The organism is Blastococcus sp. SYSU DS0753 (assembly GCF_054051175.1).
In genome coordinates this window covers 371,211-395,713 of sequence record NZ_JBJHAT010000001.1, presented here as the reverse complement: position 1 = coordinate 395,713, position 24,503 = coordinate 371,211, and the positions used below count along the sequence as shown (strand labels likewise).

Sequence of the window (24,503 nt, the reverse complement as noted above, 5' to 3'; positions counted from 1 at the left end):
CGCGGGCCACGGCCGTCGAGCCGGTACCCCGCATCTTTCGGACGCGCCGCGCGCCCTCTCCGCCCAGCGGCAGTGGTCCTTCTCCGTCGATCCGGCTCCGTGGGTGGAGCGTGCTGCCCCCGTTCGGTGGGCCGGCCGCGTGGGCGACCGCCGTTCGAGAGGATCATGACGAACCCGAGCACCACCTCCGGCCCGTCCACCCGCGTCTTCCGGCGGCGCGCCGCTGGCCTCGCCGCCACCGGCGCCCTGCTCCTGGCGCCGTTCCTGGGCACGGGCACCGCTGCTGCCGCCGACGACGAGACCTGGGACCGCCTCGCGCAGTGCGAGAGCAGCGGCAACTGGTCCATCAACACCGGGAACGGCTACTACGGCGGCCTGCAGTTCTACCAGCCCACCTGGGAGGGGTTCGGCGGCACCGAGTACGCCCCGCGGGCCGACCTCGCCACCCGCGAGCAGCAGATCGCGATCGCCGAGAAGACCCTTGCGGTCCAGGGCTGGGGCGCCTGGCCGGCCTGCTCGGCGAAGCTGGGCCTGACCGAGGCGGACAAGGCCGGCAGCGCCACGCCTCCGGCAGCCGCCCCGGCCCCCACGGCCGAGGCACCGGCGCCCGCGCCGGCCGACGCCGGGCAGCAGTACACGGTCCAGGCAGGTGACACGCTGTCGGGGATCGCATCGGCCAACGGGCTGCAGTGGCAGACCCTGTACGAGGCCAACCGCGACGTCATCGGCGCCGACCCGGGCCTCATCCACCCCGGCCAGGTCCTCCGCCTGGGCTGACCCCGCGGACGAGCGGCTCCGGCTCGCCGCCGTCCTGGCTCAGCACAGGGGGTCCTGGCTCACGACCGATCGTGAGCCAGGACCCCTGATGATCAGGTGACCTGATCATCAGGGAGCCACGGGCAGCCGGACGACCCGGCCACCGCGTGGTGGCCGGGCCGTCCGTCGTCGTGCCTAGAGGTACTGGCCGGTGTTGGTCGCCGTGTCGATGGCGCGCCCGGCCTCGTTCCCCTTGCCGCTGATGAGCGTGCGGATGTAGACGATCCGCTCGCCCTTCTTGCCCGAGATCCGCGCCCAGTCGTCGGGGTTGGTCGTGTTGGGCAGGTCCTCGTTCTCCTTGAACTCGTCGAGGCACGCCTGCATCAGGTGGCCGACCCGCAGGCCCCCGGTCCCGGTCTCCAGCCGCTCCTTGATCGCCATCTTCTTCGCGCGGTCGACGATGTTCTGCAGCATGGCGCCGGAGTTGAAGTCCTTGAAGTAGAGGACCTCCTTGTCACCGTTGGCGTAGGTGACCTCGAGGAAGCGGTTCTCCTCGCTCTCGGTGTACATGCGCTCGACGGTGCGCTGGATCATCGCGGCGATCGTCGCCTCGCGGTTGCCACCGTGCTCGGCGAGGTCGTCGGGGTGCAGCGGCAGGTCGGGCACCAGGTACTTGCTGAAGATGTCGCGCGCGGCCTCGGCGTCGGGCCGCTCGATCTTGATCTTCACGTCGAGCCGGCCGGGCCGCAGGATCGCCGGGTCGATCATGTCCTCGCGGTTCGAGGCGCCGATGACAATGACGTTCTCCAGGCCCTCGACGCCGTCGATCTCGCTGAGCAGCTGCGGGACGATCGTCGACTCGACGTCGGAGGAGACCCCCGAGCCGCGGGTGCGGAAGATCGAGTCCATCTCGTCGAAGAACACGATGACCGGCGTGCCTTCGCTGGCCTTCTCCCGCGCGCGCTGGAACACCAGCCGGATGTGCCGCTCTGTCTCCCCGACGTACTTGTTGAGCAGCTCGGGGCCCTTGATGTTGAGGAAGTAGGACTTCGCCTGGTGGACGCCCTCGCCACGGACGGCGGCGACCTTCTTCGCCAGCGAGTTGGCCACGGCCTTGGCGATCAGCGTCTTGCCGCAGCCGGGCGGGCCGTACAGCAGGATGCCCTTGGGCGGGCGCAGCTGGTACTCGCGGAAGAGATCGGCGTGCAGGAACGGCAGCTCGACGGCGTCGCGGATCTGCTCGATCTGCCGGGACAGCCCGCCGATGTCGGTGTAGTCGATGTCGGGGACCTCTTCGAGGACGAGCTCCTCGACCTCGCTCTTGGGGATCCGCTCGTAGACGTAGCCCGACCGGCTCTCCAGCAGCAGCGAGTCGCCGACCCGCAGCGGCTGGCCGGTGAGCGAGTCGGCCAGGTAGACGACGCGCTCCTCGTCGGTGTGCCCGATGACCAGCGCCCGTGGGGTGACGCCGTCGACGGGCTCCAGCAGCTCCTTGAGCATGACGACGTCGCCCTGGCGTTCGAAGTCCCGCGCCTCCACGACGTTCATCGCCTCGTTGAGCATGACCTCCTGGCCGGGGCGCAGGGTGTCCACCTCGACGTTCGGCGAGACCGACACCCGCAGCTTGCGGCCGCCGGTGAACACGTCGACGGTCCCGTCGTCGAACCGGGTCAGGAAGATGCCGTAGCCCGAGGGTGGCTGCCCGAGCCGGTCGACCTCCTCCTTGAGCGTGACCAGCTGCTCCCGCGCGTCGCGCAGCGTGCCGGCCAGCTTGTCGTTGCGCTCGGAGAGGAAGGCGGCCCGGCCCTCCGCCTCCGCTATCCGCTCCTCCAGCGCGCGCACCTGGCGCGGGCTGTCTGCCACCTTGCGGCGGAGCAGGCTGATCTCCTCCTCGAGGTAGGAGATCTGGCTGAGCAGCGAGGCGACGTCACGCTCACGCCGCGCCTTCATCTCGTCAGGACCCAGGCCCATCACGCACCTCCGCACTGTCGGGGGAGCCAGGACGCAAATCTATACACGCGCGACGACACTTCGCCGTCGCCTCGCGGGGTCCGTGGCGGGGTGCTACTGAGGTGCTGGAACGGCCCTCCTGCAGGGGCCCGCCGCGAGCGTGCGAGCGGTGGGGGCAGGAGGGTCCTCCTTCAGTGCTTCTGCGCGCGGCGCTGGCGGACGGGGGCGACCGCGCCCTCGGCCAGGCGGCGTGCGGTGACGAGGAAGGCGGTGTGGGCGACCATCCGGTGCTCCGGGCGCACGGCCAGGCCGACCGCGTGCCACGGCCGCATCAGGGTCTCCCAGGCGTAGGGCTCGGTCCACACGCCCTGCGCGCGCAGCGCCTCCACGTAGGTGGACAGCTGGGTGACGGTGGCGACGTAGCCCACCAGCACGCCCCCGGGACGCAGCGCGGCGGCGACCGTCGGCAGGACCGCCCACGGCTCCAGCATGTCCAGGACGACCCGGTCGACCACCTCGTCGGCCGGGTGGTCGGCCAGATCGCCCAGCCGCAGGCTCCAGTTGCTCGGGACCTCGCCGAAGAAGGCGCCGACGTTCGTGCGCGCGACGTCGGCGAAGTCCTCGCGCCGCTCGTAACTGGTCAGCGAGCCCCCGGCGCCGACGGCCCGGAGCAGCGAGCAGCTGAGCGCGCCGGAGCCGGCGCCGGCCTCCAGCACCCGCATGCCGGGCCCGATGTCGCCGAAACCGACGATCTGCGCGGCGTCCTTCGGGTAGATCACCTGCGCGCCGCGCGGCATGGAGAGCACGTAGTCGGCGAGCAGCGGGCGCAGCGCCAGGTACCCGGTGTTGGCCGTCGAGTGCACGACCGACCCCTCGGGCGCACCGATGAGGTCGTCGTGCTCGATGGCGCCGCGGTGGGTGTGGAACTGCTTGCCGGGCGTCAGGACGACGGTGTGCAGCCGGCCCTTGGGGTCGGTCAGCTGCACCCGGTCCCCCGCGACGAACGCGCCCTCCACGGGCTCGGCCCGCTGCGCGGAGGGGCTCTCCCCCGCCTCGTCCGGCGCCTGCTGCGCCTCGTCGACGACGTCGGTCCCCGGCTCCTGCTCACTGGTCACGGGCGACCAGCGTACGGACGCCGCCGCTGTGACCCGGGACGCCGATGCGGCGCGGACACTCGGAACTGTCGGAGGCGCGACCTAGCCTCGGGTGCATGACGGCGATGGTGGACACCGACCCGCGACCCGGCACGCCCGACGGCGGGACCGAGCCCCCCGCCGAGGTGACCGCACCGCGCCGCCCCTCGCTCTCGCCCAGCCGGGCGGCGGACTTCAAGACCTGCCCGTTGCTCTACCGCTTCCGCACCATCGACCGGCTGCCCGAGCGCAAGAGCCTGGCCGCCGTCCGCGGCACCCTCGTCCACTCCGTGCTGGAACGCCTCTACGACCTGCCCCCGGCGCAGCGCACCCCGGAGAGCGCCCTGGAGCTGCTCGAGCCGGCGTGGGCCGAGCTGCGCGACGAGCCGGGCATCGCCGAGCTGTTCGCAACCGGCCAGGACGAGGGCGCCGAGAGCGATGCGAACGCGCCCGAGTCGGTGGCGGCCTGGCTGGCCTCAGCCGGGAAGCTCGTCGAGAAGTACTTCTCGCTGGAGGACCCGCGCCGCATCCAGCCGGCGGGTCGGGAGGAGCTCGTCGAGGTCACGCTGCCCGACGGGCTGCTGCTGCGCGGTTACGTCGACCGGCTGGACATCGCCCCCAACGGCGCGCTCCGGGTGGTCGACTACAAGACCGGGTCGATGCCGCGCGAGGCGTTCGAGTCCAAGGCGCTGTTCCAGATGAAGTTCTACGCGCTGGTGCTCTGGCGCACCCGCGGGGTGGTGGCCGCTCAGCTCAAGCTGCTCTACCTCGGCGACGGCGACGCGCTCACCTACGCCCCGGAGGAGGCCGAGCTCGTGCGCTTCGAGCGCACGCTGCTGGCCATCTGGTCGGCGATCGAGCGGGCCGTCGCCACGGGTGAGTTCCGGCCGAACAAGAGCCGGCTCTGCGGCTGGTGCGACCACCAGGCGCTGTGCCCGGCGTTCGGCGGCACTCCCCCGCCCTTCCCGGCGGAGGCCGCAGCGTCAGCCGGCTGGCGGACGACCCTGCCGGTGACGCCGGTGTGACCGGCGCGGTGACCGTTCGCGCCGCCGTGCCGGCGGATCTCGCCGCCGTGCTGGATCTGTACCGCCAGCTGTACCCGGAGCTCGAGCACGACGAGACGCTGCGGGTGCAGGACGCCTGGGCCAGCACCATGACGACACCCGGGCGCACGGTCCTCGTCGCCGAGGCCGCCGGAACCGTGGTCGGGACGGCGGATGTCACGGTGGTCGCCAACACGGCTCACGCCGGTGAGCCCTACCTGCTGGTCGAGAACGTCGTCGTGGACCGTGCCCATCGGCGCTCCGGCGTGGGTGCGGCCCTCCTGGGCGCCGCACGGGAGCACGGCCGCCGGGCCGGCTGCTACAAGCTGCAGCTCTCTGCCGACGACCCGGCGGCCTTCGCGTTCTACGAGGCCGTCGGACTGCGTCCGGCGGCACGGACCTACAAGGAGTACCTCGGCTGACCGACCGGAGCGTGCGGCCTGCATGTCCCGCCGGGTCGGTCCTCGGCCCGCGTCCGCTGCGAGCGCCGGCACGCAGGCCGCGACACCTCTTCACCGGGACCAGTGACCAGCGAGACTGTGACCGTGCATCCCGACAAGAGGCTCGAGATCCTGACGGCGTTCGCCGCCGCCACGGCGGACCCGAGCCGCCTGGGCGCACTGCTGGGCGATGCGGCCGACGACTCCGACGCCGTGCGAAGGTTGCAAACGGCCTACGGGTTCACCCCGGGTCAGGCGCGGGCGGTCCTCGACCTCCAGCTCGCCCGGATCACCCGGGAGCACCGCGCCCGGCTGCAGACCGAGATCGACGCCCTGCGCGACGCTGCTGCCGGGCTCTGGGACCCGCCGATCGAGGTCACGGCGACGGCGAGGTCCGGGCGGGAGATCGTCGTCGGCCTCCCGGACCATGAGCACGACGTCCACGGCGACGACTCGGCCGACTGCCTCGACCGGATGGTCGTCCTCGTACGCGACGAGCTGGCGGGCCCGCGCCGGCGCAGGGTGACCGTCACCTTCACCGCAACCGTCCCAGACGGGCCACGTACCGTCCACGTCGATCCGGTGGGCAGCGCCTCGTTCTGCTACGACGACCTCGGCACGGCATAGTCGCGGCCCCCGGAACTCAGCGCGGGGCGGCGCTCGCCACCTCGCGGGCGGTGAGCACCGCCTCGAGCTCCGGCACCCCGACCCCCACGAGCGTCTCCACCAGCGTGAGCCCCGGTGCCGGCGGGACCGGCTGCATCGCGGGCACGCCCAGCACCGCCATCCCGGCGGCCAGCCCGGCGGTCACGCCGACCAGCGAGTCCTCCACCACCACGCAGGAGTCGGGCTGGACGCCCAGCGCTGCGGCTGCCTGGAGGTAGGGGGCCGGGTCCGGCTTGCGCGCGGGAACCTCGTCGCCGCAGACGGTCAGGTCGAACGGGCTGCCGCCGAGGTCCGTCGCGATGCTCGCAAGCACGATGTCGGCGAGCCGGCGGGGCGTCGTCGTCACCAAGGCGGTGGCCAGGCCCGCGGCCCGCACCGCGGACAGCAGTTCCCGGGCGCCGGGCTGCCACACGACGCCGCCGGCCATGAGCACGCCGACCCGCTCCTCGATCCAGGCCGCGTCCACAGCGAGCTGTTCGGCGGTGGCGCTGATGCCGAGGTCCGCGTAGAGGATGCCCATCGCCGTCGGCATGCTCGTGCCCACCGTGCGGGCCCGCGCCTCGGCCGACATCCGCCCCCCGAGCCGTCCGGCGAGCTCGAACATCGCCTCGCCCCAGTACTCCTCCGTCTGCACGAGCGTGCCGTCCATGTCGAACAGCACCGCCCGCAACGCGCTGGAACGGCCTCCGTCCAGAGGCTCGCCCCGAGCCGGCGAGGGGTGAGGGGGACGGGGGTCCTTCATTCGTCCTCGGTCCGGTAGCCGAGGTTGGGTGAGAGCCACTTCTCCGCCTCCGCGAGCGTCCAGCCCTTGCGCCGGGCGTAGTCCTCGACCTGATCCCGCCCGACCCGGCCCAGCACGAAGTACTGGGCCTGCGGGTGCGCGAAGTAGAGGCCGCTCACCGCCGCACCCGGCCACATGGCGAGGCTCTCGGTGAGCTCGATACCGGTGGCCGCCTCGACGTCGAGGAGGTCCCAGATCGTCTGCTTCTCGGTGTGCTCGGGGCAGGCCGGGTAGCCCGGGGCCGGCCGGATGCCGCGGTACTTCTCGGCGATGAGGGCCTCGTTGTCCAGCGCCTCGTCGGCGGCGTAGCCCCAGAACTCCCGGCGCACCCGCTCGTGCAGCCGCTCGGCGAACGCCTCGGCCAGCCGGTCGGCCAGCGCCTCCAGCATGATCGCGCTGTAGTCGTCGTTGTCCTTCTTGAACGCCGCCACCCGCTCGGCCGCGCCCAGCCCGGCCGTCACCGCGAACGCACCGACGTAGTCGCGCAGGCCGGTGTCCTTCGGCGCCACGAAGTCCGCCAGTGACTTGCGCGGCGAGCCGTCGCGGCCCTCGGTCTGCTGCCGCAGCTGGTGCAGGGTCGCCCGCACGGCGGTGCGGGACTCGTCGGTGTAGACCTCGATGTCCTCGCCGTCGACACGGTTGGCCGGGAACAGCCCGAGGACGCCGCTGGCCCGCAGCCACTTCTCCGCGACGATCCGGTCCAGCATCTGCTGGGCGTCGTCGTACAGCCGCCGGGCGGCCTCGCCGGTCGCCGGGTTGTGCAGGATGTCGGGGAACCGGCCGCGCATCTCCCAGGCGTTGAAGAACGGCTGCCAGTCGATGTAGCCGCGCAGCTCCTCGAGCGGGTAGTCGTGGAAGTGCCGGACGAACTGGGTGGCCTCCCCGAGGGCGCAGGCCGGGCCCTCGCAGACGTCCTTCGCCTGCTGCAGCAGCATCCGCGGCCGGGGCGGGGCGTAGCCGCTCCAGTCGATCGGCGTCGGGTTCGCCCGTGCCTCGGCGAGCGGGAGCAGGGCACGGCTGTCCTGGCGGGCGGCGTGCCGCTCCCGGAGCGCCGCGTAGTCGGCGTCGGTCTCGGCCAGCAGCTTCGGGCGCTGCTCGTCGGAGAGCAGGGCGGCGACGACCGGGACCGAGCGCGAGGCGTCCTTCACCCAGATCACCGGGCCGGAGTACTTCTGCGCCACCTTGACGGCGGTGTGCGCCCGCGAGGTGGTCGCGCCGCCGATGAGCAGCGGGATCTCGAACCCCTGGCGCTCCATCTCGGCGGCCAGGTTCACCATCTCGTCCAGCGAGGGGGTGATCAGACCGGAGAGCCCGATGATGTCGGCGCCCTCCTGCTTGGCGGCGTCCAGGATCTTCTGCCCCGGCACCATGACGCCCAGGTCGACCACGTCGTAGTTGTTGCACTGCAGGACAACGCCGACGATGTTCTTGCCGATGTCGTGGACGTCGCCCTTCACGGTGGCCATGACGACCTTGCCGTTGCTGCGCTCGGCGTCGCCGGGCTGCTTCTCCGCCTCGATGAACGGGATGAGGTAGGCGACGGCCTTCTTCATCACCCGGGCGGACTTGACCACCTGCGGCAGGAACATCTTGCCGGCGCCGAACAGGTCGCCGACGACGTTCATGCCGTCCATCAGCGGTCCCTCGATCACCTCGATCGGCCGCCCGCCGCGCTCGGCGATCTCGCGCCGCAGCTCCTCGGTGTCGTCCTCGACGTGTGCGTCGATGCCCTTCACCAGCGCGTGGGTGATCCGCTCCCCCACCGGCAGGGAGCGCCACTCCTCGGTGGCGACCTCGCGCGCCGCGCCGTCCCCGGCGTAGTCGCCGGCGATCTCCAGCAGCCGCTCGGTGGCGTCGGGGCGGCGGTTGAGGACGACGTCCTCGATCCGCTCCCGCAGCTCGACCGGCACCTCGTCGTAGACCTCGAGCGCGCCGGCGTTGACGATGCCCATGTCCATGCCGGCCCGGATGGCGTGGAAGAGGAACACCGCGTGGATGGCCTCGCGGACGCGGTTGTTGCCGCGGAAGGAGAAGGAGACGTTGGAGACCCCGCCGGAGACCAGCGCGCCGGGCAGGTTCTGCTTGATCCAGCGGGTCGCCTCGATGAAGTCGACGCCGTAGTTGGCGTGCTCCTCGATGCCGGTGGCGACGGCGAAGACGTTCGGGTCGAAGATGATGTCCTCGGCCGGGAACCCGACCTGCTCGGTGAGCACCGCGTAGGCCCGCCGGCAGATGTCGATGCGCCGCTGGAGGTCGTCGGCCTGGCCGTCCTCGTCGAACGCCATGACGACGACCGCGGCGCCGTACCGGCGGCAGAGCCGGGCCTCGCGGACGAACTCATCCTCGCCGTTCTTCAGCGAGATGGAGTTGACGATCGCCTTGCCCTGGACGTTCTTCAGGCCCGCCTCGATGACCTCCCACTTCGAGGAGTCGACCATCACCGGGACGCGGCAGATGTCGGGCTCGGCGGCGATGAGCTTGGTGAAGCGGTCCATCGCCTCGACGCCGTCGATCATCCCCTCGTCCATGTTGACGTCGATGACCTGGGCGCCGGCCTCCACCTGCTGGCGGGCGACGGCGAGGGCAGCCGGGTAGTCGCCCGCCTTGATCAGGTTCCGGAAGCGGGCGGAGCCGGTGATGTTGGTGCGCTCGCCGACGTTGACGAAGAGGCTCTCCTCGGTGACGGTCAGCGGCTCCAGGCCGGACAGGCGCAGCGCCGGGGACGTCTGCGCCGGCGTCCGTGGCGGCAGCCCCGCCACGGCGCCGGCGATCGCCGCGATGTGCGCCGGCGTGGTGCCGCAGCAGCCACCCACGAGGTTGACCAGGCCGCTCCCGGCGAACTCCGCGACGATGGCGGCCGTCTCGGCGGGCGACTCGTCGTACTCGCCGAAGGCGTTGGGCAGCCCGGCGTTCGGGTAGCAGGAGACGAAGGTGTCGGCGACCCGCGCCATCTCCGCGATGTAGGGCCGCATCTCCTTGGCGCCGAGGGCGCAGTTCAACCCGATCAGCAGCGGCTGCACGTGCCGCACGGAGTTCCAGAACGCCTCGGTGACCTGCCCGGAGAGCGTCCGTCCGGAGGCGTCGGTGATCGTGCCGGAGATCAGCACCGGCCAGCGCCGGCCGCGCTGCTCGAACAACGTCTCCAGGGCGAAGATGGCCGCCTTGGCGTTCAGCGTGTCGAAGATCGTCTCGATCAGCAGCGCGTCGACGCCGCCGTCCACCAGGCCGTTCGCCTGCTCGAGGTAGGCGGCGACCAGGTCGTCGAAGCCGACGTTGCGGGCGCCGGGATCGTTGACGTCCGGTGAGATCGATGCCGTCCGGCTGGTGGGGCCGATCGCCCCCGCGACGAAGCGCGGCCGGCCGGGCGTCCGCTCGGTCATCGCGTCGGCCTCGCGGCGGGCGAGCCGGGCGGAGGCCACGTTCAGCTCGTAGGCCAGCTCCTGCATGCCGTAGTCGGCCAGCGAGATCGTCGTGGCGTTGAAGGTGTTGGTCTCGACGAGGTCCGCCCCGGCCTCGAGGTACTCGCGGTGGATGCCGGCGATGAGCTCGGGCTGGGTCAGGCTGAGCAGGTCGTTGTTGCCCTGCACGTCGCTGGGCCAGTCGGCGAAACGCTCCCCGCGGTACCCGGCCTCGTCGGGACGGTCCCGCTGGATCGCCGTCCCCATAGCGCCGTCGAGCACCAGGATCCTTTCCTCCAGCAGCGCGCGGAGCCGCGCCGTCGCATCGGGACGGAGGGCGGGTGACTCGGACACGGTGATCCCCAGTGGTTCAAGACTCGATGGGCGTGCGGGCCTCGCGCTCCGTCACCCCGGCGGGCTGGCCCAGGCCTGGGCGTTCCCGATGTCGGCTCCCATCTTCGCACCTGGCACACCGGCGGTGCAGCAGGCGTGGCGGGCCGCCACGCCCGCCCACGAGGGCGTTCGGCGGCCGGACCCCGCGGCGCACGGCCGGGCGGCACGGCCGGAGCGACGTAGGCTCACAGGGGTGATCGATCCTCAGTCCGACGCCGATGACCTGCCGCAGCTCACCGACCCGGTGGTCGTGGTGGCGTTCGAGGGCTGGAACGACGCCGGGGACGCCGCCACGGGGGCCGTCGAGCACCTCGAGCTGATCTGGGACGCGAAGCCGTTGGCCGCCCTCGACCCCGAGGACTACTACGACTTCCAGGTCAACCGGCCCACGGTCTCCCTGATCGACGGGGTGAGCCGGCGCATCGAATGGCCCACCACCCGCATCTCCGTGGCCCGGCCGAAGGGGCTGGACCGCGACGTGGTCCTCATCCGGGGCATCGAGCCGAACATGCGCTGGCGCAGCTTCTGCGAGGAGCTGCTGGAGATCCTCGACGAGCTCGACGCCTCCATCGTGGTCGCGCTCGGCGCGCTGCTGGCCGACACCCCGCACACCCGGCCCACGCCGGTGACCGGGTCGGCCTACGACCAGGAGTCCGCACGGGCCTACGGGCTGGAGACCTCCCGCTACGAGGGCCCGACCGGGATCCTCGGTGTGTTCCAGGACGCCTGCGTGCAGGCCGGGCTGCCGGCGATCAGCTTCTGGGCCGCCGTCCCGCACTACGTGTCGCAGCCGCCGTCGCCCCGCGCCACCGTCGCCCTGCTGCAGCGCGTGGAGGAGGTCCTGGAGATCACGGTGCCGCTCGGGGCCCTGCCGCAGCAGGCCGAGGACTGGGTGAAGACCGTCGACGAGATGGCCAGCGAGGACGCCGAGGTCGTCGAGTACGTGCGCTCGCTGGAGGAGCGGGCCACCGAGGTGGACCTGTCGCAGGCCAACGGCGACCAGATCGCCCGGGAGTTCGAGCGGTACCTGCGCCGTCGGGGTGGGCCCGCCGGCGGGGCCTGAGCGGCCGGCGCCGTCGAAGCAGGCCACGGCCGCCCGTGGCGCGGTGCGCGTCGTCAGTCGCTGCGCAGCAGCGGTCGCATCTGCGCCGAGGCGTCGGCGTCGAACAGCCGGTCGTGCGTGGCGAGGGCGAACCGGTCGGTCATCCCGGAGACGTAGTCGACGACCTGGGTGAGCGGATCGGCCTCGGTGTCGCGGTAGCTGGCCGGGATGAGCTCGGGGTGGGCCAGGTGGTGGTCGACGAGCCGGCGGATGACGTCGACCGCCAGGTGCTTCTGCCCGGCGGCGACGTCGGAGGCGTACACGCGGGCGAACATGAAGTCGCGCAGCTCGTGCATCGCCTGCAGCGGCTCCGGGGCCATGACCACGCGCGTGCTGCCCGGCGCCAGCGAGCCCTCGACGACGGCGTCGATCATCGATCCGACCATCTCGCTGCCCGGCTGCCCGAAGACGGCGACGGCGCGCGCGGGCAGGTCGGAGGTCCGGATGACCCCGGCGCGGACGGCGTCCAGCGCGTCGTGGGACAGGTAGCCGATCCGGTCGGCGTAGCGCACGCACTCGGCCTCGCGGGTGGCCGGCGGCGGGTCGATCTTCCAGCTGTGGGCGCGGATGCCGTCGCGCACCTCCCAGGTGAGGTTGAGGTCCTCCAGCACCTCCACGATGCGCACGCCCTGGGCGGCGTGGTGCCAGCCGCCGTCGACGTAGGGGTCGAAGGCCTCCTCGCCGATGTGCCCGAACGGCGAGTGCCCCACGTCGTGGCCTAGGGCGATCGCCTCGGCCAGCGTCTCGTTGAGCCCGAGCGCCCGGGCCAGCGAGCGCGCCACCTGGGTCACCTGCAACGTGTGCGTCAACCGGGTGACGAAGTGGTCGCCGTCGGGGTTGAGGAAGACCTGGGTCTTGTGCTTGAGCCGGCGGAACGCCTTCGCGTGCAGGATCCGGTCCCGGTCCCGCTCGAAGGCGGTGCGCAGCGCGTCCTCCGCCTCCGGCCGTGCCCGGCCCCGGCTGGCCACCGCCCGGGTCGCGGCGGGTGCGAGCTGCTCCTCGGCCCGCTCGCGCGCCGCGCGGTCGGTGAGCCGGAACGGACCGTCGAGGACGCCGGCCATCAGAAGTTCTGCAGCTCCACGCCCAGGAGCGCGTCGACGGCGTCGCAGACGACCTGCGGCGCGTGCTCCTCCAGGTCCTCGCCGCCGGCCAGGGTGCGGGCGGCCCAGGCGTCGACCAGGGCGATCGCGCCGGGGCTGTCGAGATCGTCGGACAGTCGCTCGCGCAGCCCGTGCAGCACCGGGCCGGCCGGGGCGCCGGCCTCGCGGCCGACGGCGCTCCGCCAGGTGTCCAGCCGCTCCTGCGCCTCGGCGAGCAGCCGGTCGCTCCACTCCCGGTCGGTGCGGTAGTGCCCGGACAGCAGGGCCAGCCGGATGGCCATCGGGTCCACGCCCTCGCCGCGCAGCTTGGAGACGAAGACCAGGTTCCCCCGGCTCTTGCTCATCTTCTCGCCCTCCAGGCCGATCATCGCGGCGTGCACGTAGGCCCGGGCGAAGGGTTTGGTGGCGGTGAGCGCCTCGGCGTGCACGGCGGAGAACTCGTGGTGCGGGAAGACCAGGTCGCTGCCGCCGCCCTGGATGTCGAACTCCATGCCGATCGTGTCCAACGCGATCGCGGCGCACTCGACGTGCCAGCCCGGCCGGCCGCGGGTGCCCCGCGGACCGGGCCAGGCCGGCTCCTCGGGCCGCTCACCGCGCCAGAGCAGCGGGTCCAGGCGGTTGCGCTTGCCCGCCCGGTCGGGGTCCCCGCCACGCTCGGCGAACAAGGTCAGCATCGTGGCCTCGTCGTAGCCGGACTCCGAGCCGAAGCCCGGGGCCTGCGCGACGTCGTGGTAGATGTCGCCGGTGCCGTCGGCCAGGACGTAGGCCAGCCCGGCGTCGAGCAGCTGCTCGATGTACGCCACGATCCGGGGGATCGACTCGACCGCGCCCACGTAGTCCTCCGGGGGCAGTACACGCAGCGCCGTCATGTCCTCCCGGAACAGTGCCGTCTCGCGCATGGCCAGGACGATCCAGTCCTCGCCGTCGCGCTCGGCACGCTCGAGCAGCGGGTCGTCGACGTCGGTCACGTTCTGCACGTAGTGGACGGCGTGCCCGGCGTCGCGCCACACCCGGTTGACCAGGTCGAAGGCCAGGTAGGTGGCGGCGTGCCCCAGGTGCGTGGCGTCGTAGGGGGTGATGCCGCAGACGTACATCCGTGCGGTCCGGTCCGGCGTCGTCGCGACGATCTCACCGCGAGCGGTGTCGTGGACCTTGAGCACGGAGCCCGTGCCGGGCAGGGTCGGCAGCAGGGGGGCGGACCAGGAGAGCACGGTACGAGCCTAGAGCGGGTCTCCGACGGCACCGGCCCCGCAGGTCCGTGCGGGTCATCACGTCGGAGGGGAAGGCGCCGGTGGCGCCCCTCTGCAGGAGGAGGAGCGAATGCAGCTCGACGAGTACCTGCCGGCCCTGCGGCGTGTCGACGCCCGGTTCGCCGACGCCGCCGCGGAGGCGGTCCTCGCCCGCGGGTGGGCGGCTCCGGTCCCCGGGTGCCCCGCGTGGTCGCTGGCCGACCTGGTGTGGCACCTGTCCGAGGTGCAGCACTTCTGGGCGTGGGTGGTGCGCACCCGTGCCCGAGACCTCGCCACCTACGTCGAGCCGACGCGCCGCGCCGACGACGAGCTGCTGGGGTACGTGGCCGCGCAGGGCGCCGACCTGGAGGCGGCGCTCGCCGGAGCCGACCCGGCCGAGCGGGTGTGGACCTGGGCGCCGCAGAAGGACGTGGCGTTCGTCCTGCGCCGGCAGCTGCAGGAGGCCACCGTGCACACGGTCGACGTCGAGCAGGTGCTCGGCGACGTGCGCCCGATCCCCGCCCCCGTGGGGCTGGACGGCCTGGACGAGTGGCTGCAGCTCATGGTGCCCGCCGCCCTGCCCGACGGGCCGCCGGAGTCCGCGCACCCCGTCGTCCTCCACGCCGTGGACGCCGACGCCGAGCGCACCCTCTTCCCCGGCACGAAGCCCTTCCCGATCGCCGCGCTCACCGGAACCGCCGGCGACCTGCTCCTGGCCGTGTGGCGCCGGGTCCCGCTGGAGGTGCTCACCGTCGACGGTGACGGCCTGCAGGCGGCCGCGATGATCGACCTCGTGACGCTGGAGTGAGGCCGGAACCGCAGGGGCAGCGCGCACCTAGGGCCAGGTGACGGCGTACCGCTCGAACTCCTGGCCGGTCTGCACGCCGACGACGCAGAACACCAGGCCGGCCGGATCCAGCATCTGCCAGAAGCCGCCCATGTCGCGGTGCCGGGTGGCGCCCAGGGCCTCCAGCCGGGCGACCTCGGCCGGGATGTCGTCGGTCTCCACGTCGACGTGCCAGCGCGGCGGCGTCCCCTCCCCCGTCCGCTGCACCTCGACGTGCCAGCCGTCGGCGAACGACCCCAGCGAGGCCCACTTCTCGTCGTCGGGGTCGGGCGCGGCGGTGCGCCCCATGGCGCCGGCCCAGAAGGCGGTGCCGGCCGTGTGGTGCTGCGGCGGCAGGTCCAGCAACAGGATGGACAGACGGCTGCGGTGCGGCATGCGCGGGATCCTGGCCCAGGGCACCGACAGGACGACGGCGCCCCGTGCGACTTCTGCGATGTTGCCCCCTACGGCGCACTGACGGGGGCCAGTGTGCAGATCTCGCCGCTCAGAAGGGCGGCCAGGGCAGGGCGGGCCACTCCCCGCTGGGCTCGGGGTGGCGACCGGTGCGCAGCAGCTCGGCCACCCGCCGCTGCGTGCAGCGCACCTCCGCACGGGTCAGGTGCTCGTGCAACTGCTCCCCGAGGTCGCCGCGCAGCTCGTCGGCGAGGCGCTCGAGCACCGTCAGCGCCTCGACGGTCAACGGCGAGCCGGCCCAGCGCCACAGCAGGGTGCGCAGCTTGGGGTCGACGGAGAAGCAGATGCCGTGGTCCACGCCGTGCACGTGGCCGTCGGGCATCGGGATGATGTGCCCGCCCTTGCGGTCGGCGTTGTTCACGACGGCGTCGAACACGGCCATGCGACGCAGCGCCGGGTCGTCGCGGCGGACGAAGGCGGCCAGGTCGACGTCCTCGTCGCCGTCCACCCACAGCTGCACCATGCCGGGGCCGAACGGGCCCTCGCGGAGCACGGTGGGCGGCACGATCCGCCAGCCGGTCGCCTCGGAGACCAGGTGGGCGGAGATCTCCCGGCCGGCGAGGGTGCCGTCGGGGAAGTCCCACAGGGGCCGCTCCCCCGCGACCGGCTTGTACACGCACTCGGCGGCGAGGTCGCCGGACCGGATGGCGCCGACCAGGGTCACGTTCGACGCGTCGAGCATCCGGCCCTCGACGTCGATCACGCCGGTCCGCAGCAGCTGCAGGGCCTCGGCGTCGTCGGCGGGCGGGCGGAGGTCGCTCCCCTCCGCCGGCTGCTCGCTCACCGCGGGCCGCCGCTCAGCGGCGGTAGCCGTTCTGCCGCGGGCACACGTGGCCCACCGGGTCGAGCGGGAGGGAGCACAACGGGCAGGACGGGCGCCCGGCGGCGACGACCCGGCGGGCGCGGGCGATGAAGGCACGAGCGGCCATGGGGGTGATCGTCACCCGCAGCGCATCGGGCCCCTCGTCGCTGTCGGAGAGGATCACGTCCTCCTCGATCGGCTCCTCGCCGGCGGCCACCGCCTCCACGACGACGGCCTCGGCGGTGCCGTCCCAGGCCAGGCCCATCGCGGCGACGCGGAACTCCTCGTCGACCGGCGCGGTGAGCGGCTCCAGGTCGTCGACGTCGGCCTCGGGCGGGATCACCGTGCCGGCCCGGCCGCTGACCTCGTCGAGCAGGTCGTCCATCCGGTCGGCCAGGACCTGCACCTGCGTCTTCTCCAGCGCGACGCTGACGGTACGCCCGGTGTCGTCGGTGGCCTGCAGGTAGAACGTCCTGTCCCCGGGCTGGCCGACCGTTCCCGCGACGAACCGGCTGGGGCGATCGAAGAGATGGAGCTGACGGGGCACGCGCCCAGGTTACGCGGGGGCGCCCGACCCGCCTCCCACCACGGCGTCCGAGGAGGCCTTGCGCCGGCGCCCCTTGCGGGGCGGGGGCATCAGCGCGGAGACGTCGCCGCCGGTGTCGTTGATCCGGGCCACGAACGGCCGGGTGTCGGTGTAGGAGACCACCGAGATCGAGGCAGGGTCGACGACGATCCGCTGGAACTGGTCGAGGTGCAACCCCAGGGCATCGGCGAGCACGGCCTTGATGACGTCGCCGTGGCTGCAGGCCAGCCAGACCGCGTCCGGGCCCAGCCGCGCGTTCCACTCACGGACGGCGGCCACCGCCCGGGCCTGGGTCTGGGCCAGCCCCTCCCCCTCCGGGCCCGGGAACACCGCGGCCGAGGGGTGCTGCTGCACGACCTTCCAGAGCGGCTCCTTCACCAGCTCCTTGAGCGGCCGACCGGTCCAGTCGCCGTAGCGCGCCTCCCCCAGCCGCTCCTCGATCGCCGGCTCCAGGTCGCGCCCGGCGACGACGGCGCCCGCCGTCTGCCGGCACCGTTCCAGGGGGCTGCTGACGACGGCGGCCAGCGGCACCTTCGCCAGTCGCTGCGCCACCGCCTGCGCCTGCGCCTGCCCGGTGTCGTCGAGCTGGACGCCAGGGGTCCAGCCGGCGAGCACCCCTCCGGTGTTCGCGGTGCTCCGGCCGTGCCGCAGGAGGATGACGGTGGTCACCGGGCGAGCGTAGGCGGTGCTCCGTCCCTCCCCCGGTCCGTGGCAGCCGCCGCCGCAGCACGGCGGCGGGGCAGGACACGCCGGTCGCCGGTGCACATGACGATCCGGCAATGGCTTGACGATCGGGTGACGGCATCCCGAAGCGTGTTCGGGGACGGGGAGCACGGGCAGGGGACGAGAGGACCGGACATCCGAGACCAGGAGGCGAGATCGCGATGATGCGTCTGCTCCTCGCCGGACTGAGCGCCAGCACGCTGCTGGCGACCACCGGCGCCCCGACCACCTCAGCCCCGTCGATCGTCCCGGCCGGGCCCACCCCACCCGGCCCGGTGCAGCCGGCCCACGAGCCGCTGCCCCCCGTGGGGAACCCGGGCACCGAGACCGTGGAGGCCGGGGAGTTCCCGGCCGGCGGCGCCCCGGCCTACCTGACCGACGTCCGCGCCGCCGGGCACGAGGACTTCGACCGGTTCGTCCTTGAGTTCGAGGGCGAGGAGGTCCCCAGCTACCGGGTCGGCTACGTCGAGCCGCCGATCACCGAGGACGGCTCCGGCCGGGAGATCGCCGTGGCCGGCTCGGCGTTCCTGGAGGTGCGGGTCAGCCCGGCCAGCGGCGTGGACCTCTCCGGTGACGAGCCCCGGGAGACCTACACCGGGCGTGACCAGATCACCGCACCCGGCGGCCAGGTGATTAGCGAGGCGGTCCAGACCGGCGACTTCGAGGCGATGCTGACCTGGACGATCGGCCTGGAGGAGCACGTGCCCTTCGGCGTCGCCACGTTCTCCGACCCGGCGCGGCTGGTCGTCGACGTCCTGCACCAGTCCGACGGCCTGGAGCCGGTCGGCCAGGGCGACACCGCCGACGTCGACGTCGAGGCCACCGGGTCGGCGGTCGTGCTGACCGACGTCCGGCTGGGCGCCCACGACGGCTTCGACCGGATCGTCTTCGAGCTCGCCGGTGACGGCGAGGCCGGGTACCAGATCGGCTACACCGAGGACCCGCGCGGCGCCGGCTCGGGCCACCCGCTGGAGGTGCCCGGCGACGCCACCCTGGGGATCACCCTGTCCAACCTGCTGTACCCGGGCGACGCGCCCGAGGGCGTCACGCCCTGGGAGGGCGAGGAGCGGCTGGAGATCGCCGGGACGAGCACGCTGGAGGCCCTGGTCGCCGACACCCTGTTCGAGGGCCGCTACTCCTTCTACGCGGGGCTCGACCAGCGCCGGCCGTTCGCGGTCGCCCGGCTGGCCGACCCGCAGCGGATCGTCGTCGACGTCCTCGACCGGCAGCCCGACGGCGTCGTGCTGGGCGAGCGCTGCACCAGCCCGGCCGGCTTCGCGGTCGACCACCCGTCGGACTGGTCGGTGAACGCCGGTGAGACCGTGCCGGCCTGCAGCCGGTTCTCCCCGCAGGACTTCGACGTGCCCGATGCCACCGACGTGCGCGTGGCCGCGATCGCCTTCTCCATCGAGCCGGTGGCCTTCGACCGGGTCACCCAGGAGCAGCCCGGGGAGCAGGCCCGCCGTGAGCTGACCGTGGACGGCCGGGACGCCGTGCGGATCGAGCGCACCGCCACCGGCGAGGGGCTCTGGCCCGAGGGCACGCCGTCGACCCGGTACGCCGTCGCCCTCGAGGAGGGTGAGCACGGACCGCGCACGCTGGTCGCGGACACCGTCGGCCTGCCGAAGTTCGACTACGAGCGCAACGTCGAGGTGCTCGACGCGATGATCGGGACGCTGGACCTCGACGCCGGCACGGAGGGCTGAGCCACACGTCTCCCGTGGCGACCCGGAGCTCCATCTGCTCCGGGTCGCCGCTGTCCCCCTCCCGAGCGTGTCCGCGGGCGGCGGGGCTCAGCGCGGGATGGGCGTGGGGGTGACGTCGACGGGGGTGGTGGGGTCCAGGACCCCGGCGAACACCAGGCCCAGGATGAGCAGGCCCAGCAGGATGCGGTAGACGACGAAGGGCACGTAGCTGCCCCGGTCCAGGTAGCGCAGCAGCCAGGCGATGACGACCAGACCCACGACGAACGCCAGGACGGTGGCGAGGATGGTCGGGCCCCAGGCGATCGGCGGGCCCGCGACGTCCCCGCTGAGCACCTCGTAGACCTGGAAGAACCCGGCGCCCAGCACCGCCGGCACGGCCAGCAGGAACGAGTACCGGGCCGCGGCCGACCGGGTGTACCCGAGGAAGAGCCCGGCGGTGATCGTGCCGCCGGAGCGGGAGACCCCCGGGATCAGCGCCATCGCCTGCGCGAAGCCGAACGCGATGCCGTGGCCGACCGTCAGCCGGTCGAGCTCACGCCGCTTGGCCCCCACGCGATCGGCCCAGAACAGCACCAGCGAGAACAGGATCAGGGCGGTCGCCGTGATGCGCAGGTCGCGGAACGTCGTCTCGATCGAGTCCTGGAACAGCAGGCCCAGGACGACGATCGGCAGGGTGCCGACGATGATCAGCCAGCCCATGCGGGCGTCGGGGTCGCCCTTCCGCCGCCCACCGAGCGAGGCGACCCAGGCGGTGATGATCCGCCAGATGTCGTGCCGGAAGTAGAGCAGCACCGCGGCCTCGGTGCCGATCTGGGTGATCGCGGTGAAGGCCGCGCCGGGGTCCTGCCACCCGAAGGCCTCCCCCACGACCCGCAGGTGGGCGCTCGAGGAGATGGGGAGGAACTCGGTGAGCCCCTGCACCAGGCCGAGGACGACGGCTTCGAGCCAGCCCATATCAGCGCCCCCCGAGGGGACGGCTGGCGGCCGGACGGAGAGCGGATCGTTCGGGCACGACCGCTGACCTTAGGTGGCGGCCGGTCCGGCCCCGGCACGCCGCCCCGCAGCGGCCGGTGCTCCCGGGTGCGCGCCGGGTGACGGCGGTAGGTTGGCCGGTCGTGGAGCAACGGGCGTTGGGGCGCAGCGGTCTGATCGTGTCCCGGCTCGCGCTGGGCACGATGACCTGGGGCGGCGACACCGACGAGGACGAGGCCGCCATGCAGCTGACGGCCTTCGTCGACGCCGGTGGCACGCTGGTCGACACGGCCGACGTCTACTGCGACGGCGAGAGCGAGCGCACCCTCGGCCACCTGCTGGCCGACGTCGTCCCCCGTTCGCAGGTGCTCGTCGCCACCAAGGCCGTCGGGCGCACAGGACCCGGTCCCATGGGCCGGGGCGCCTCCCGGGGGCACCTCATCTCGGCGCTGGACGCGTCGCTGGAGCGGCTGGGCCTGGACTACGTCGACCTCTGGCAGCTGCACGCCTGGGACGAGACGACGCCGCTGGAGGAGACGCTGGCCGCCTGCGACCTCGCCGTCTCCTCGGGGCGCGCGCGCTACGTCGGGGTGAGCAACTTCACGGGCTGGCAGACCGCCCAGGCCGCGACCTGGCAGAAGGCGTGGCCGGGGCGCACGCCGCTGGTGAGCACCCAGGTCGAGTACTCGCTGCTGCAGCGCGGCGTGGAGCGGGAGGTCGTGCCGGCCGCCGAGGCGCTGGGGCTCGGCGTGCTCGCCTGGTCGCCGCTCGGCCGTGGGCTGCTGACCGGCAAGTACCGGCACAGCACGCCGTCGGAGAGCCGCGGGGCGTCGGCGCAGTGGCAGGGCTTCATCGACAACCTCCGCTCGGCTGCGGCCGACCGCATCGTCGAGGCGGTGATCACCGCGGCCCAGGGCCTGGGCACCACCCCGCTGGCGGTGGCGCTGGCCTGGGTGCGGGACCGGCCCGGCGTCGTCGCCCCGGTGGTCGGCGCGCGCACCGCCCAGCAGCTGCAGGCGTCCCTGGACTCCGACGGCGTGCGGCTGCCCGCCGCGATCCGCACCGCGCTGGAGGACGTCTCCGCCCCGCACTTCAGCTATCCCGATCGCCGGTCCGACCGGTGAGCGCCGACCCCACGACCCCCGGCCCGGACCTGGTCTTCGCCGCCTTCTGCGCGGCCGGGCTGTGGCCGGGGCTCGGCAAGCGCGCGGCGGCGGAGCTGCCGGCCGCCGGCATCACCACCCCGGACGACGTCACCGCCGACCGGTTGCTGAAGCTGCCGCGGGTGGGCCGGCAGCGCGCCGAGCGGCTGTTCTCCAGCTTCCTCGCCGCCGCCCCCACCTACGAGGTGGTCGAGCTGCTCGTGGGCGCCGGGCTGCCGGCCAAGCTGGCCGCCGGGGTGGCCGACGCGCTGGGCCAGGACGCCGCCCGCCGGCTGCGGGACGACCCGTGGGCCCTGCTGGGGCTCTCCGGCGTGACGCTGACCGACGCCGACCGGCTCGCGATCGCCGTGCTCAAGGGCGCCGACCGGCAGGACTCCCGGCGCGGCCGCGCCATCGTGGGGCTCACCCTGCGGACGGCGACCCGCGACGGGCACACCGTGCTGCCGGTGGACCTGGTCGTGGCCGCGCTGCAGGCCGAGGGCATCGCCGACCCGGCGGCCGCGATCGTCGCGGCCGTCGACTCCGGCGACGTGCTCGACCACGAGCCGCCCGAGCCGGAGCCCGACGAGGACGTCGACGAGCTCCCCGAACCCGATCCCGCGCTGCGGATGCTGTCGCTGGCCCGGTACGGCATGGCCGAGGAGGCGGTGGCCGAGAACGTGGCCCGGCTCGCCGCCGCCGCCGAGCGGATCGCCGACCCGGCCTCGGTGCGCTCGGTGGCCAAGGGGCTGGACGAGGCGCAGAAGCAGGCGGTGGCCCAGGTGCTCTCGGCCGGGGTCAGCCTGCTCACGGGCGGCCCGGGCACCGGGAAGAGCCGCACGGTGGCCGCGGTCGTGCAGCTGCTGCGCACCAAGGGCACCGACGTCGCGCTCGCGGCACCCACCGGCCGAGCGGCCAAGCGGCTGGAGGAGCTCACCGACCACCCCGCGGTCACGGTGCACCGGTTGCTCGGGGCACAGGGCGCCTCGGGTGGCTTCTCCCGCAACGAGGAGTGGCCGCTGGACGCCGACGTCGTGGTGGTCGACGAGGCCTCGATGCTCGACGTCGAGCTGACCGCCGCACTCCTGGAGGCCTGCCCCGACGGCACCCACCTGCTGCTGGTCGGCGACCCGGCGCAGCTGCCCTCGATCGGCCCCGGACATGTGCTGGGCGACCTGATCGATTCCGGCGTCGTCCCGGTGACCGAGCTGACCACCCTCTACCGGCAGGCCGAGGGCGGAGCGATCGCGCGGCTGGCGTCGGCCGTGCGGGAGGGGCAGCTGCCGCCGGTCGACTCCCCCGACCGCGAGGTCGTCGTCGTGCCGGCCACCGGCAGCGGCGAGGCCGCTCGCCGCGTGGTCCAGCTGGTCACCGACTCGATCCCGCGTGCGCTGGGCATCGACCCCGGCGGGGTGCAGGTCGTCACCCCGGTGCACCGCGGGCCGGCCGGGACCATCGAGCTGAACAAGGCGCTCAAGGCGCAGCTGAACCCCGGTGACGGCACGGTGTTCGGCTTCGACGTCGGCGACCGCGTGGTGGCCACCGCCAACCACCTGGACCTGGAGCCCACCGGCTTCGCCAACGGCGAGGTCGGCGTCGTCACCGGGACCGGGGACGGGTCGCTGACCGTGGACTTCAGCTCCGGCCCGGTCACCGTCACCGGCAATGCGCTGCCCGACCTGCGGCACGGCTGGGCGATCACCGTGCACCGCGCGCAGGGGTCGGAGTGGCCCGGCGTCGTCGTGGTGCTCCCGCCCGAGGCCGGCGGGATGCTCTCCCGTCCGCTGGTCTACACCGCGCTGACCCGCGCGCAGAAGCACCTGTCGATCGTGCACGCCAGCGGGGCCGCCCTGGCCCGGGCGGTCCGTGACGTCGACGTGCGCCCGCGGCGCACCCGGCTGGCCGGGCTGCTGCGCGAGATCGCCGGCTGAACGCCGTCAGCCGCGGCAGTCCCGCGCCGCCCGGGCCGCGCAGAGCAGCTGGCCGACGGCGGCGCCGAGCTGGCCGGCGCAGGTGAGCGGGCGTGGGAACGGCACCCGCACGTCGGTGTGGCCGAACGGCCGCTCCACGCGCAGCCGGAACCCGAAGCGGTCCAGGCCGAGCGGGCGGACGACGCCGGCCGGGCCCACCACGTCGGCCGGGACGCGGCCGGCCAGGAGCGCGAGGACGTCGGCGTGCGCTCCGGCGAGGTGGCGCAGATGGTCGGCCTCGACGGCGGCCAGCGGGTCGGGACGGGCCACCGCGAACTCCTGCGGGCTGACCTCGACGCCGTCGCCGCCCTCCCCCAGGACCACCTCGGCGAGGTCGAGGCGCAGCAGCCGCGCGGACCGGCCGACGTCGAGCAGGACCTCGGTGGGCCGGGTCTCGGCGAAGGCGAGGACGGCGGCCCGCTCGTCCTCGGCCCGCACCGGCGTCGCCCAGCCGGAGAGCCACAGCTGCGCCCGGATCGGCCGGCGCAGCGGCACCGGTGCATGGTCGCTGACCATCAGCAGGGCCGAGAGGTCCTGGTCGGGCGCGCGGTGGACGGCGTCGGCGATGTCCCCGTCGGCGGGGACGACCAGCAGCACCTGCCCGGCGCTGGTGACGGTGTGGGCGAGCAGCCGGCCGCCTTCGACACCGGGCGCGCAGACGGTCGCGGCGGACCGCGTGGCGACGGTGCGGGCGCGCTCGGCCGGCGCGGGCCGGAGCCCGTCGGCCTCCGGACGGCGCTCGGGCGCGGGGTGGGTCGGGCTGCTCGGCATGGCCCCTCCTCGGTCAGTTAGGGCAGCCTAACCAAAGAAGTCGTCCGGCGAAAAGGGGCGCCCCCGCACGCGACCGGCGTGGAGATCACCTCCCGGACGCGGCCGTCCGTCGGTGGCTCCGCCGCCCCGGCCCGCCGATCCGGACGACGAGCAGTCCGAGGGCGACGACGAGCAGCACCCAGGGAGTGGTGGAGGTGCCGGCGCTGGACGCCAGGAGCAGCAGGAGGGCGCCGAACGCCGCGCCGAGCAGCGCTCCGCGGAGCAGGCGGACGGCGACCGGACGCCTCGTGGGCGCCATGCCCCGCGCCACGGACGGAGAGACCCCGGCAGCGTGGGCCCAGCGCTCGGTGGCCTCCCGCACCGCGGCGTCACGCACCGACCGTCGATCCCCGTCCGTCGCCACAGCCCGCACCTCCCGGTCCACGCCCCACCGTGCCGGACCGGCAGGGTCGGGGCAGCTCGGGTGCAGGTCGTTCACCCACCCGGCGGAACGACGCGGGGCCCGGCGGATGCACCGCCGGGCCCCGCGCCCGTCGCTCC

General features: G+C 73.6%; 22 protein-coding genes. 9 read left to right on the top strand and 13 right to left on the bottom strand.

Annotated features, from left to right (window positions below):
• Positions 1-165: 165 nt before the first annotated feature.
• A complete protein-coding gene (locus tag ACI799_RS01765; protein WP_456612268.1) occupies positions 166-777 on the top strand; it encodes a transglycosylase family protein in 612 nt (203 codons plus the stop codon).
• A 174-nt stretch (positions 778-951) separates the two neighbouring features.
• Here ACI799_RS01765 and arc read toward each other — a convergent pair whose 3' ends face one another.
• Positions 952-2,727 carry a proteasome ATPase gene (arc, locus tag ACI799_RS01760; RefSeq protein WP_456587869.1) on the bottom strand — a complete coding sequence of 592 codons (1,776 nt, stop codon included), beginning with the start codon at positions 2,725-2,727 and terminating at the stop codon, positions 952-954.
• Between the two features lie 170 nt (positions 2,728-2,897).
• Positions 2,898-3,821 carry a tRNA (adenine-N1)-methyltransferase gene (locus tag ACI799_RS01755; protein ID WP_456587870.1) on the bottom strand — a complete coding sequence of 308 codons (924 nt, stop codon included), beginning with the start codon at positions 3,819-3,821 and terminating at the stop codon, positions 2,898-2,900.
• 95 nt (positions 3,822-3,916) lie between these two features.
• Between ACI799_RS01755 and ACI799_RS01750 the strand changes: the two genes are divergently transcribed.
• The 3 genes from ACI799_RS01750 to ACI799_RS01740 all read left to right on the top strand — a co-directional run bounded on the left by ACI799_RS01750 (position 3,917) and on the right by ACI799_RS01740 (position 5,949).
• Positions 3,917-4,864, top strand: coding sequence for a RecB family exonuclease (locus ACI799_RS01750; protein ID WP_456599314.1), 948 nt, complete (start codon positions 3,917-3,919; stop codon positions 4,862-4,864).
• A gap of 8 nt (positions 4,865-4,872) precedes the next feature.
• A complete protein-coding gene (locus ACI799_RS01745; RefSeq protein ID WP_456587872.1) occupies positions 4,873-5,304 on the top strand; it encodes an N-acetyltransferase family protein in 432 nt (143 codons plus the stop codon).
• 123 nt (positions 5,305-5,427) lie between these two features.
• Positions 5,428-5,949 (top strand): hypothetical protein, encoded by a 522-nt coding sequence (locus ACI799_RS01740; protein ID WP_456612267.1) that lies wholly within the window; start codon positions 5,428-5,430, stop codon positions 5,947-5,949.
• A 16-nt stretch (positions 5,950-5,965) separates the two neighbouring features.
• Here ACI799_RS01740 and ACI799_RS01735 read toward each other — a convergent pair whose 3' ends face one another.
• Positions 5,966-6,730: an HAD family hydrolase gene (locus ACI799_RS01735; RefSeq protein WP_456612266.1), complete on the bottom strand. Its 765-nt coding sequence runs from the start codon at positions 6,728-6,730 to the stop codon at positions 5,966-5,968.
• Positions 6,727-10,521, bottom strand: a complete 3,795-nt coding sequence (gene metH, locus ACI799_RS01730; protein WP_456612265.1) for a methionine synthase — start codon at positions 10,519-10,521, stop codon at positions 6,727-6,729. The genes ACI799_RS01735 and metH overlap by 4 nt, the downstream gene beginning before the upstream one ends.
• A 232-nt stretch (positions 10,522-10,753) precedes the next feature.
• Between metH and ACI799_RS01725 the strand changes: the two genes are divergently transcribed.
• Positions 10,754-11,623, top strand: coding sequence for a PAC2 family protein (locus ACI799_RS01725; RefSeq protein WP_456587876.1), 870 nt, complete (start codon positions 10,754-10,756; stop codon positions 11,621-11,623).
• Positions 11,624-11,676: 53 nt separating this feature from the next.
• Here ACI799_RS01725 and ACI799_RS01720 read toward each other — a convergent pair whose 3' ends face one another.
• Positions 11,677-12,723 (bottom strand): HD domain-containing protein, encoded by a 1,047-nt coding sequence (locus ACI799_RS01720; protein ID WP_456587877.1) that lies wholly within the window; start codon positions 12,721-12,723, stop codon positions 11,677-11,679.
• Positions 12,723-13,973, bottom strand: coding sequence for a cysteine--1-D-myo-inosityl 2-amino-2-deoxy-alpha-D-glucopyranoside ligase (gene mshC, locus ACI799_RS01715; protein ID WP_456612264.1), 1,251 nt, complete (start codon positions 13,971-13,973; stop codon positions 12,723-12,725). Before mshC ends, ACI799_RS01720 begins: the two co-directional genes overlap by 1 nt.
• Positions 13,974-14,082: 109 nt before the next feature.
• Between mshC and ACI799_RS01710 the strand changes: the two genes are divergently transcribed.
• The gene (locus tag ACI799_RS01710; protein ID WP_456612263.1) at positions 14,083-14,799 is read left to right on the top strand and encodes a maleylpyruvate isomerase family mycothiol-dependent enzyme; all 717 of its coding nucleotides are present in this window, start codon (positions 14,083-14,085) and stop codon (positions 14,797-14,799) included.
• Positions 14,800-14,826: 27 nt separating this feature from the next.
• On the opposite strand, the gene ACI799_RS01705 is transcribed toward ACI799_RS01710, so the two are convergent.
• The 4 genes from ACI799_RS01705 to ACI799_RS01690 form a co-directional block, all read right to left on the bottom strand.
• Positions 14,827-15,213: a VOC family protein gene (locus ACI799_RS01705; protein ID WP_456612262.1), complete on the bottom strand. Its 387-nt coding sequence runs from the start codon at positions 15,211-15,213 to the stop codon at positions 14,827-14,829.
• A gap of 109 nt (positions 15,214-15,322) precedes the next feature.
• Positions 15,323-16,075 carry an SCO1664 family protein gene (locus ACI799_RS01700; RefSeq protein WP_456587881.1) on the bottom strand — a complete coding sequence of 251 codons (753 nt, stop codon included), beginning with the start codon at positions 16,073-16,075 and terminating at the stop codon, positions 15,323-15,325.
• Positions 16,076-16,088: 13 nt separating this feature from the next.
• On the bottom strand, positions 16,089-16,640 hold the full coding sequence (locus ACI799_RS01695; RefSeq protein WP_456587882.1) for a DUF3090 family protein: 552 nt from the start codon (positions 16,638-16,640) through the stop codon (positions 16,089-16,091).
• Between the two features lie 9 nt (positions 16,641-16,649).
• A complete protein-coding gene (locus ACI799_RS01690) occupies positions 16,650-17,348 on the bottom strand; it encodes a histidine phosphatase family protein (protein ID WP_456587883.1) in 699 nt (232 codons plus the stop codon).
• A 215-nt stretch (positions 17,349-17,563) separates the two neighbouring features.
• Between ACI799_RS01690 and ACI799_RS01685 the strand changes: the two genes are divergently transcribed.
• On the top strand, positions 17,564-19,108 hold the full coding sequence (locus ACI799_RS01685; RefSeq protein WP_456612261.1) for an AMIN-like domain-containing (lipo)protein: 1,545 nt from the start codon (positions 17,564-17,566) through the stop codon (positions 19,106-19,108).
• A gap of 87 nt (positions 19,109-19,195) precedes the next feature.
• On the opposite strand, the gene ACI799_RS01680 is transcribed toward ACI799_RS01685, so the two are convergent.
• On the bottom strand, positions 19,196-20,062 hold the full coding sequence (locus ACI799_RS01680) for an undecaprenyl-diphosphate phosphatase (RefSeq protein ID WP_456587885.1): 867 nt from the start codon (positions 20,060-20,062) through the stop codon (positions 19,196-19,198).
• 161 nt (positions 20,063-20,223) lie between these two features.
• Between ACI799_RS01680 and ACI799_RS01675 the strand changes: the two genes are divergently transcribed.
• Both ACI799_RS01675 and ACI799_RS01670 read left to right on the top strand, forming a co-directional pair.
• The gene (locus ACI799_RS01675; RefSeq protein WP_456587886.1) at positions 20,224-21,204 is read left to right on the top strand and encodes an aldo/keto reductase; all 981 of its coding nucleotides are present in this window, start codon (positions 20,224-20,226) and stop codon (positions 21,202-21,204) included.
• Positions 21,201-23,153 carry an AAA family ATPase gene (locus tag ACI799_RS01670; RefSeq protein WP_456595633.1) on the top strand — a complete coding sequence of 651 codons (1,953 nt, stop codon included), beginning with the start codon at positions 21,201-21,203 and terminating at the stop codon, positions 23,151-23,153. Before ACI799_RS01675 ends, ACI799_RS01670 begins: the two co-directional genes overlap by 4 nt.
• Positions 23,154-23,159: 6 nt before the next feature.
• Here ACI799_RS01670 and ACI799_RS01665 read toward each other — a convergent pair whose 3' ends face one another.
• Both ACI799_RS01665 and ACI799_RS01660 read right to left on the bottom strand, forming a co-directional pair.
• Positions 23,160-23,963: a DUF2470 domain-containing protein gene (locus ACI799_RS01665; protein WP_456612260.1), complete on the bottom strand. Its 804-nt coding sequence runs from the start codon at positions 23,961-23,963 to the stop codon at positions 23,160-23,162.
• A gap of 85 nt (positions 23,964-24,048) precedes the next feature.
• A complete protein-coding gene (locus tag ACI799_RS01660; RefSeq protein WP_456587889.1) occupies positions 24,049-24,339 on the bottom strand; it encodes a hypothetical protein in 291 nt (96 codons plus the stop codon).
• Positions 24,340-24,503 lie beyond the last annotated feature (164 nt).

Excerpts from the sequence above, each read along its gene's own strand:
- ACI799_RS01765 (WP_456612268.1), top strand. The coding sequence starts at position 166 with ATGACGAACCCGAGCACCACCTCCGGCCCGTCCACCCGCGTCTTCCGG.
- arc (WP_456587869.1), bottom strand. The coding sequence starts at position 2,727 with ATGGGCCTGGGTCCTGACGAGATGAAGGCGCGGCGTGAGCGTGACGTC.
- ACI799_RS01665 (WP_456612260.1), bottom strand. The coding sequence starts at position 23,963 with ATGCCGAGCAGCCCGACCCACCCCGCGCCCGAGCGCCGTCCGGAGGCC.
- ACI799_RS01710 (WP_456612263.1), top strand. The coding sequence starts at position 14,083 with ATGCAGCTCGACGAGTACCTGCCGGCCCTGCGGCGTGTCGACGCCCGG.
- ACI799_RS01705 (WP_456612262.1), bottom strand. The coding sequence starts at position 15,213 with ATGCCGCACCGCAGCCGTCTGTCCATCCTGTTGCTGGACCTGCCGCCG.
- ACI799_RS01720 (WP_456587877.1), bottom strand. The coding sequence starts at position 12,723 with ATGGCCGGCGTCCTCGACGGTCCGTTCCGGCTCACCGACCGCGCGGCG.
- ACI799_RS01735 (WP_456612266.1), bottom strand. The coding sequence starts at position 6,730 with ATGAAGGACCCCCGTCCCCCTCACCCCTCGCCGGCTCGGGGCGAGCCT.
- ACI799_RS01685 (WP_456612261.1), top strand. The coding sequence starts at position 17,564 with ATGATGCGTCTGCTCCTCGCCGGACTGAGCGCCAGCACGCTGCTGGCG.
- ACI799_RS01680 (WP_456587885.1), bottom strand. The coding sequence starts at position 20,062 with ATGGGCTGGCTCGAAGCCGTCGTCCTCGGCCTGGTGCAGGGGCTCACC.
- ACI799_RS01750 (WP_456599314.1), top strand. The coding sequence starts at position 3,917 with ATGACGGCGATGGTGGACACCGACCCGCGACCCGGCACGCCCGACGGC.